Raw genomic sequence first — 8854 nt, forward strand, 5'->3', positions numbered from 1 at the left:
GGCAGTTTTTGTGGTGCTCCCGCCGCGGCGGGCAGAGCAGGATCAGATCGACGAGGCATTGGCGCGCTGCCGTCCGCTGCTGGCCCATTTCCTTGCCGGGGATTTTGAGCGCGCGCTGCGCCAGCTGAATGAAGGCAAACGCGCATGAAGCCAGTTGCCAGGCGCAGGCATGCCGAACGCGGTGTGACGCGGCCTTGCGGCGCAAGGGGCGGGCATGAGTGAAGCGCGGGCCACGGGCCTGGGAAGCGATGTGCGTGATTTCCTGGCGTTTGTCAGGCGTCCCGTGCTGGCCGGGCGCCGTCCGTCAGGCATGGGTTTGCCGGTGGACAATGGCCGGGCGGATTGGCTGCGCCTGCCGCGCCTGAGGCGCATGCTGGTCTGGGCCGGGCTGCTGTGGCTGGTTTCCCTGCTGGTGTTTTCTCCTTTGATTATCAGCGTGGCGGAAACAGGTGGGGCGACGCATAGGATGGTGTTGCATCAATGGCTGTGGCTGCATGCCATTGCCTGGGCGCCGCTGACCGAAGAGCTGGTTTTCCGCTACTGGCTGCGGCGCCCCTGGCTGGGCGCTGCGCTCTTGCCGCCGCTGATTGCCGTGCTGGTCAATGGGCCGACATGGTGGACGGGCAGTCTGCTGGCGCTGGTGCTGGCTGTCCTGTGGTGGCCGCGCAATCGTCATCGGGTGCCGCGCAAAGCCTGGCGGCCCTTGCGCGCCTATTGCCGGTTTTTCCCCTGGGTCTTTCACTTGTCGGCCTTGGCCTTTGCCGGCATGCATTTGATCAACTTCAATCTGGGGCATCTGGCGTGGTGGCTGATGCCGGTCCTGGTGTTGCCGCAGTGGCTCGCAGGGCTGGTGCTGGGCTGGGTGCGCACGCGCGCCGGAATCGGGGCGGCAATTGTGCTGCATGGCATTTATAACGCCGGGCCGGTCCTGGTGCTGATGCTGGCCATGTGGCTGTTGCCAGGCAGCGGCGGCTTGCCTGCCATGTAGCCTAGAGCTGCGGCGCCGCGGATCCAGGTGGCGGGCGGCCGGACACCAGTACGCCAGATGTCACTTTTCCTGGCGGTCACGCCCTGGCCGAATTATCATGTTGGTCAGCGGCCGGAGATTGGATGCCGGATCCGCTGCCACGCTTATGCTGAAGGAGCTGTCATGGCCAAGAAAGAAGAATTGGATCCGGACCTGGAGGCATTGATTGCCTGGTGTGGCGAGGTCGAGAAACTGCTGGTGGAAGCTGGCGCCACGCTGGCTGAAGCGCGCGCTTACATCGAAGAAGAGGCCGAGTGGTTCACCGACCAGTTCTATGAAGGGTGGACCCCCGAGCAGGCAGCGAAAGAATCGCTGAACGATTGAACCGCCAGCGCGGGGCTATCCTGAAACAATGGCGGACAATGTTGTCCGCCATTGTTTTATCTGGCCTTGGCCGATAGGTGGCAGGCGGCAGGCGGCCAAACAAATCAGTCAAAGATTCAGTCAGCCACTCAGCCTGGGGCAGCGCCACGGAAGCGGGCGTCATCAGCGGCCAGGGCCTTGAGCCAAAGCGTGAAGGCTTCAATTTTTGGCCAATGCCGGTCGGATAGGGTGCTGATGTAATAGTGCTGGTCGCATTTCAATTCCATGCCGCCAAAAGGGGCGATCAGCTCGCCGCTATCAAGTTTTTTTTGTACCAGGCGCCGGCGTCCCATGGCGACACCGGCATGATGGATGGCGGCTGTCATGGCCAGGTCGGCGCGGTCGAATCCCAGCCCTGCGCTGGTGTCCAGGTTCAGCCCGAAGTGTTGCGCCCAGCTGTGCCATTCATCCGTGCCGCTGTCATAGCTCCAGGCTTGCTGGTCATGCAGCAGCATGCAGCGCGAGAGATGCTCGGGCTGGCCTGCCAGGTTGAACTGGCGCGCATAGGCGGGGCTGCAGACTGGCGTGATGCTTTCATCCATCAGGTACTGGTTGTGCAATTGCGGCGAGGGTGTCGCATCGAAATAAATGGCCAGATCAATGCCGGTGCGATGGAAGTTGATGTACTCATTGCCGGTCAGCACACTCAGCTTGATGGCCGGAAAGCGTTGCGCAAAATCCGCCAGGGCCGGAACAATCCAGCATTGCGCAATGGAAGGCCGCGAATAAAGGGTCAGGGGGCCGGAAAGCGCCTGGTTCTTGATGTCCAGGATTTCCTGGCTGAGCGTTTGCAGGGATGCTCTCAGGGCCCAGAAGACCCGCTGTCCCTCCGAAGTCAGCTCCACTTTCCGGTGGGAACGCAAGAAGAGCTGAATGCCAAGCTGGGCTTCAATCTGGTTGATGCTGTGGCTGACGGCGCTGGGGGTGAGGGAAAGTTCGTCCGCCGCCTTGGCGAAAGACTCATGCCGTGCGGCGACTTCAAAGGTATGAAGCTTGGAGAGTTGCCATCCGCTGAGCGAGCGGTCTTTGGCGGCCGGCAGTGTTTCTTCCGTCATGCTGGGCTCCCGGAGTGGGCAAGGGGCGGGCAGAGAGAGGGGCGGCCGCCATCAGGGAAATCCTGATGGCGGCGCCTTGGATGCCAGGCGTCAGCCAGTTTCATCCTGGGATGGCATTTCTGATGACGACGGCGAATTTTTCATGTTTACATGAGAATATTAATCTCAAAATTGTAATAACCCGGCTATTTTCAGTGTAAACCCTATATCTGATTAAATTTAATTCACTCAAAGAGCAATATATATCGTTTGTCACTGCGGCCTGGAATCCCTTTAATACGGAAAAACTCATAACCGGAAGGGGACTACCGTGGATTCACAAACCTGGGTGCTTGCCACCTTGATCATTGGCATCGTGCTAGTGATCGTCACCATCGTTAAATTCAAGCTTCATCCATTCCTGGCCTTGCTGCTGGCCAGTTTTTTCGTCGGCACCATGATGGGCATGGCGCCCATCGACATGGTGAACGCCATTGAAAGCGGAATCGGCGGCACACTGGGCTTCCTGGCTGCCGTCATCGGCTTGGGCACCATTCTCGGGAAAATGCTGGAGGTGTCGGGGGCCGCCGAACGTATCGGGCTGACGCTGCACCGTTGCCGCTGGCTGTCGCCCGACGTCATTATGGTGCTGGTCGGCCTGATTTGCGGCATTACCCTGTTTGTTGAGGTCGGGGTGGTGCTGCTGATTCCGCTGGCTTTTTCCATTGCCCGCAAAACCGGTGTCTCCCTGCTTAAACTGGCCATTCCGCTCTGCACTGCGCTGATGGCCGTGCATTGCGTCGTGCCGCCGCATCCGGCCGCCTTGTTCGTCACGCAGGCCCTGGGCGCGGATGTCGGGCTGGTGATTGTTTATGGCTTGCTGGTCGGCCTGGCGGCAGCACTGGTTGGCGGCCCCTTGTTTCTCAAATTGCTGGGCAATCGTCTGCCCTTCAAACCTGTGCCGCCAGAGTTTGCCGCGGTGGAACTGAGGGAGGAACACACCCTGCCGTCGCTGGGGGCGGCGCTCTTGACGATTCTGTTGCCCATCGCGCTGATGCTGGTCAAGACCGTGGCGGAGCTTTATATGGAGCCGGACGGCAGCCTGGTGGCCTTGATGGCGTTCATCGGCAACCCGATCACCGCCATGTTCATTGCCGTCTTTGTAGCCTATTACGTTCTGGGACTGCGCCGCGGCACGGGCATGAGCGCCTTGCTGGGTTATACCGAAAGCGGATTTGCCGCTATCGCCAATATCCTGCTGATCATCGGCGCTGGCGGCGCTTTCAATAGCATCCTGAAAGCCAGCGGCCTGGCGGACAGCCTGGCGGTGATTCTCTCCAATCTGTCCCTGCATCCCATACTGCTGGCCTGGCTGGTTGCGCTGGTGCTGCATGCCGCCGTTGGCTCTGCCACGGTGGCCATGATGGGCGCCACCGCTATCGTCACCCCCATGCTGCCGCTCTATCCCGATATCAGCCCCAACATCATCGCCATTGCCATCGGTTCCGGGGCGATAGGCTGCACCATTGTCACGGACTCGCTGTTCTGGCTGGTCAAGCAATACTGCGGGGCGAGCCTGAGCGAAACTTTCAAGTACTACACGACAGCCACATTCATCGCATCATTGATCGCGCTGGGCGTCACCTTCCTGCTTTCCTATGTTATCTGAACCTTCTTGCCCGGCGCTGGCCGCCATTCCTGCGATTCCCTCTATTCCCGCGGCTCTCGCGAGCCGCTGCACACCAAGCGACTCAAGAACTGCCATGACACCTGCTGACCTGAATACTTTAATTGCCGGGCATCCGCTCGTCGGCGATCTGATTGCCCTGAAAGAAACGACCTGGTTCAATCCGCAGTTCACGACGCTGCAGCAAGGCTTGCCCCATGTCGGTCTGGGGCAGCAGGACATCGACCAGGCGCATGCCAGATTGCAGCGGTTTGCCCCCTATCTTGCGCAGGCCTTTGAAGACACGGCGGCCAGCGGCGGCATCATTGAATCGCGGCTGATCGCGATCCCCGCCATGCAGCGCGTGCTGGAACAGCGTCTGGGGCTGCCCATCAGCGGCGAGCTCTGGCTGAAACAGGACAGCCATCTGCCTATTTCCGGCTCCATCAAGGCGCGCGGCGGCATCTATGAAGTGCTGGTGCATGCGGAGAAGCTGGCGCAGGAGGCCGGGCTGCTGCGGGAGGAGGATGACTACGCCAAGCTGCTGACGCCGCCGCTGCGGGATTTTTTTGGCCAGTACCGTATTGCGGTGGGTTCCACAGGCAATCTGGGCATGTCTATCGGCATCATGGGCGCGCGCCTGGGGTTTCATGTCACGGTGCATATGTCGGCGGATGCCCGCGCCTGGAAAAAAGCCAAACTGCGCGCGCATGGCGTGACCGTGGTGGAATACGAGGAAGACTACGGCGTGGCCGTGGAGCAAGGGCGCAAGGCGGCGCAAGCGGACCCGCGCTGCCTGTTCATTGACGATGAGAACTCGCGCACCCTGTTCCTGGGTTATGCCGTGGCGGGCGAGCGCCTGAAAGCGCAGTTCCAGGCGCAGGGCAAGCCGGTGGATCGCGAGCATCCGCTCTTCGTCTATCTGCCTTGCGGCGTGGGCGGCGGCCCTGGCGGTGTGGCTTTCGGCCTGAAAATGGCATTCGGGGACCATGTGCACTGCTTCTTCGCCGAGCCGACGCATTCCCCTTGCATGCTGCTGGGCATGAGCACCGGATTGCACGACACCATTTCGGTGCAGGACATAGGCATCGACAACCTGACGGCCGCCGATGGCCTGGCCGTCGGCAGGGCATCGGGCTTTGTCGGCCGGGCGATGCAGCGCCTGATCGACGGCTGCTACACCTTGAGCGACGCTTCCATGTACGACATGCTGGCCTGGCTCGATGCGGCTGAAGGCCTCAGGCTGGAACCGTCTGCGCTGGCAGGCATGGCCGGGCCGCAGCGGATCTGTGCCAGCGCCGGATATCAGCGCCTGCATGGGCTGAGCGCCGCGCAGATGCAGCATGCCACGCACCTGGTCTGGGCGACCGGCGGCGGCATGGTGCCGCCAGAAGAAATGGCGGGCTACCTGGCCCAGGGTCGGCCGTAAGGCAGCCGCGCCAGCGGGCCATGGGCGGCGGACAGGAAAACGGGCGCTGTCAGCGTCCTTTGTCTGTGATCTGACGGGCAAGTTGCCGGTTCCTGTCCGGCTTTCACGCTAAAATGCCGGACAACAAACTGCTGTTCCGCCTCTATGGCCGATGCCTCTGTCTGCATCGGCTTTTCTTCATACAGGATTCTCATGGCTTTGCAATGTGGCATCGTCGGCCTGCCCAACGTGGGCAAATCGACGCTTTTCAATGCGCTTACCCGTGCCGGCATCGCGGCGGAAAACTATCCCTTCTGCACCATCGAGCCCAACGTCGGTGTCGTGGAAGTGCCTGACCCCCGCCTGGACAAGCTCGCCGATATCGTCAAGCCCGAGCGCATTCTGCCGGCTACCGTGGAATTCGTGGATATCGCCGGCCTGGTGGCAGGCGCCAGCAAAGGGGAAGGCCTGGGCAACCAGTTCCTGGCCCACATCCGTGAAACCAATGCCATCGTCAACGTCGTGCGCTGCTTCGAAGACCCGAACGTCGTGCACGTGGCGGGCAAGGTCGATCCCATCGCCGATATCGAAGTCATTGAAACCGAACTGGCGCTGGCCGACCTGCAAACGGCGGAAAAAGCCCTGCACCGTTTCCAGAAATCCGCGCGCGCAGGCGATAAGGATGCCCTGAAGCTGGTCGCCATCCTGGAAAAAGCCATAGGCGAACTCAACCAAGGCAAATCCATCCGCAGCCAGGGTTTGAGCGAAGACGACCTGAAGCTGCTGGCGCCCTTGTGCTTCATCACCGCCAAGCCGGCCATGTACGTCGGCAACGTCAGTGATGACGGCTTTGAAAACAACCCCATGCTGGAGCGCCTGCAGGCCTATGCCGCCGAGCGCAACGCGCCGGTCGTGGCCATCTGTGCCGCCATCGAATCGGAAATCGTTGACCTGGAAGACGAAGACCGCAAGGCCTTCCTGGCCGACATGGGCATGGAAGAACCGGGCCTGAACCGCCTGATCCGCGCCGCCTTCAAGCTGCTGGGCCTGCAAACCTACTTCACCGCCGGCGTGAAGGAAGTCCGCGCCTGGACCGTGCCCATAGGCGCGACCGCGCCCCAGGCCGCTGGCGTCATCCACACCGACTTCGAACGCGGCTTCATCCGCGCCCAAACCATCGCCTACGAAGACTTCATTTCCTTCAAGGGCGAGCAGGGCGCCAAGGACGCGGGCAAGATGCGCGCCGAAGGCAAGGAATACGTGGTCAAGGATGGAGACGTGCTGAACTTCCTGTTCAACGTCTGACCGCACGCGGCGCAAGGCCGCGTTGCAGGGTAAATCAGGGCGGCGTGCCGATGAGGCGCGCCGCTTTTTTTATGGCGTGCGCAGGCATGTCTTGGCGGTATGGCCGCATAGGCCCCGGCGCAATATCCGGCGGGTGCCTGGTGATTCTAGAAAATCCTCTAGTAGTATGACAACGTATTTTATTTCATGGTTCTTGGGATGAGATGCGAAATCCCGTCAGGTTGCCAGGAAGGGATTGGGAATTGTTGATTTATCAATGATTTTTATGGGTATTTTGGTGTTTTTTAGGGTTTTGTTTTCAGGGAAAACCCTCTGGAATAAGAGGTGTACAGGCCAAATTTCATGTTGTTATACTCCGCTAAGACATCAGTCATCTTATCTTTGTAGTGCGTTATACCTATAAAAAATAGTGTCACCAACAGGAGAGAGGCATGAAGGATTTGGGATTCCGTAAGGATGTGCGCCGCGCATCCGGCAAGTGGCTGGCGGGGGTTTCTTTCGCTTTGCTGGCGGTTGCGGCGCCACAGGCAAAGACCTTGCGCGCGGCCGATGTGCACCCGACCAATTACCCGCCGGTGCAGGCAGTGGAGTTCATGGGGCAGCGTTTGAGCGAGCTGACCAATGGTGAGCTGGATATCAAGGTGTTTGCCTCGGGCCAGTTGGGCAACGAGAAGGCAACCGTGGAGCAAACGCGTTTTGGCGTGATTGATATCAACCGTGTGACCTTGGGCGAGATCAATAACCTGATCAACGAAACCGTGGTGTTTTCATTGCCGTATGTGTTCCGTTCCGTGCAGCACATGCGCGATGTTGTCGATGGCCCCATTGGCCAGGAAGTGATGGATGCGCTGGAGCCGCATGGCCTGGTCGGGCTGGCGTATTTCGATGCCGGCATGCGCAATATCTACAACTCCAAGAAGCCGGTGAAAACGCTGGCCGACCTGAAGGGGCTGAAGATCCGGGTGCAGCCTTCGGATATTTTCCTCGACATGATCAATGCCATGGGGGCCAACGCCGTGCCCATGGGATTCAATGAAATGTATTCCGGCCTGCAGACCGGGGTGATCGACGGCACCGAGCAAAGCTGGCCGACTTATGAGTCCACCAATCACTATGAAGTGGCCAAGCATTATTCGCTGACTGAGCATTTGATGCTGCCGGAAATGCTGGTGATGTCCAAGCGCACTTTCGATGCCTTGTCCGATGACCAGAAGCAGGCCGTGAAGCAGGCTGCCGCAGAGGCGACGCAGAAGATGCGCGAGTTGTGGGATGCCCGCGAAGTGGAGTCCGAGCGCATCGTGCGCGAGAAGGGCGCCATGGTGGTTGAGGTGGACAAGGCCGAGTTTGCCGCAGCCGTGGAGCCTGTGCGCCAGAAGTACCTGAGCAACGACAAACTGCGTTCATTGTACGAGCGTATCCAGGCCGTTCAATAAGCCTTCGGCTTGTATCGGGAAGGGCGGCCCGGCGGTGCCCGGGCGCGCTTCTCCAACCATGGCGTCTTCAAAATGAATGCTTTCAAACGTACGGCAGACTGCCGCACGCCGGGATGGGCGTGCCTGCTCAATGGCGTTGCCAATGCGGCGCAATGGGTAGCGAGGGTGGCGCTGGTCAGCATGACGCTGATTATTGGCTGGCAGGTTTTTGCGCGCTTTGTGCTGAATGATTCGCCCAGCTGGAGCGAGACCACGGCGATTCTGCTGATGGGCTGGTTCATTCTGATCGGCGCGGCGGCAGGCGTCAGGCATCAGGATCACATTGGTTTTGTCGTCGGGCAAATGATGATGCCCGGGCCGCTGCGCCGGGCTGTGCGCAGTTTCAGCCATTTGCTGACGGCGGCCTTCGGCGTTGCGATGGCGTATTTCGGCATGGATCTGGTGATCGGGTCCTGGCATGTCCTGATGCCGGGCAGTTATGTCGTTCAAGGCGCAACGTATATCCCGCTGGTACTGGGCGGCGTGTTGATTGCGGTGTTCTCGCTCGAAAACCTGCTGCGCCAGGCGCCGGAAGACGGCTTCGGCGAGGGAGAGTAAGCATGGAATTGATGATTCTTT

8 protein-coding genes are annotated in these 8854 nt (G+C 60.2%); 7 read left to right on the top strand and 1 reads right to left on the bottom strand.

All coding sequences use genetic code 11. The features are described from left to right. The first annotated feature begins 214 nt into the window (after nt 1-214). Together ACTJGZ_RS15055 and ACTJGZ_RS15060 are read left to right on the top strand one after the other, a co-directional pair. Nucleotides 215-988: a CPBP family glutamic-type intramembrane protease gene (locus tag ACTJGZ_RS15055; RefSeq protein WP_441663718.1), complete on the top strand. Its 774-nt coding sequence runs from the start codon at nt 215-217 to the stop codon at nt 986-988. 162 nt (nt 989-1150) lie between these two features. After that, nucleotides 1151-1351: a hypothetical protein gene (locus ACTJGZ_RS15060; protein WP_127773201.1), complete on the top strand. Its 201-nt coding sequence runs from the start codon at nt 1151-1153 to the stop codon at nt 1349-1351. A gap of 128 nt (nt 1352-1479) precedes the next feature. On the opposite strand, the gene dsdC is transcribed toward ACTJGZ_RS15060, so the two are convergent. Next, on the bottom strand, nt 1480-2445 hold the full coding sequence (dsdC, locus tag ACTJGZ_RS15065; protein WP_441663719.1) for a DNA-binding transcriptional regulator DsdC: 966 nt from the start codon (nt 2443-2445) through the stop codon (nt 1480-1482). A 310-nt stretch (nt 2446-2755) separates the two neighbouring features. Here dsdC and dsdX point away from each other — a divergent pair, with 310 nt between their 5' ends. From dsdX to ACTJGZ_RS15090, 5 genes are all read left to right on the top strand, one after another. After that, a complete protein-coding gene (dsdX, locus tag ACTJGZ_RS15070) occupies nt 2756-4093 on the top strand; it encodes a D-serine transporter DsdX (protein ID WP_441663720.1) in 1338 nt (445 codons plus the stop codon). Between the two features lie 94 nt (nt 4094-4187). Further along, nucleotides 4188-5519, top strand: a complete 1332-nt coding sequence (dsdA, locus tag ACTJGZ_RS15075) for a D-serine ammonia-lyase (RefSeq protein ID WP_441663721.1) — start codon at nt 4188-4190, stop codon at nt 5517-5519. A 192-nt stretch (nt 5520-5711) separates the two neighbouring features. Continuing rightward, nucleotides 5712-6803: a redox-regulated ATPase YchF gene (gene ychF, locus ACTJGZ_RS15080; protein WP_441663722.1), complete on the top strand. Its 1092-nt coding sequence runs from the start codon at nt 5712-5714 to the stop codon at nt 6801-6803. Nucleotides 6804-7234: 431 nt separating this feature from the next. Further along, a complete protein-coding gene (locus tag ACTJGZ_RS15085; RefSeq protein WP_441663723.1) occupies nt 7235-8236 on the top strand; it encodes a TRAP transporter substrate-binding protein in 1002 nt (333 codons plus the stop codon). Nucleotides 8237-8308: 72 nt separating this feature from the next. Beyond that, on the top strand, nt 8309-8833 hold the full coding sequence (locus tag ACTJGZ_RS15090) for a TRAP transporter small permease (RefSeq protein WP_134838062.1): 525 nt from the start codon (nt 8309-8311) through the stop codon (nt 8831-8833). Nucleotides 8834-8854 lie beyond the last annotated feature (21 nt).

Source organism: Kerstersia sp., from assembly GCF_052103615.1.
Classification (GTDB): Bacteria; Pseudomonadota; Gammaproteobacteria; order Burkholderiales; family Burkholderiaceae_B; genus Kerstersia.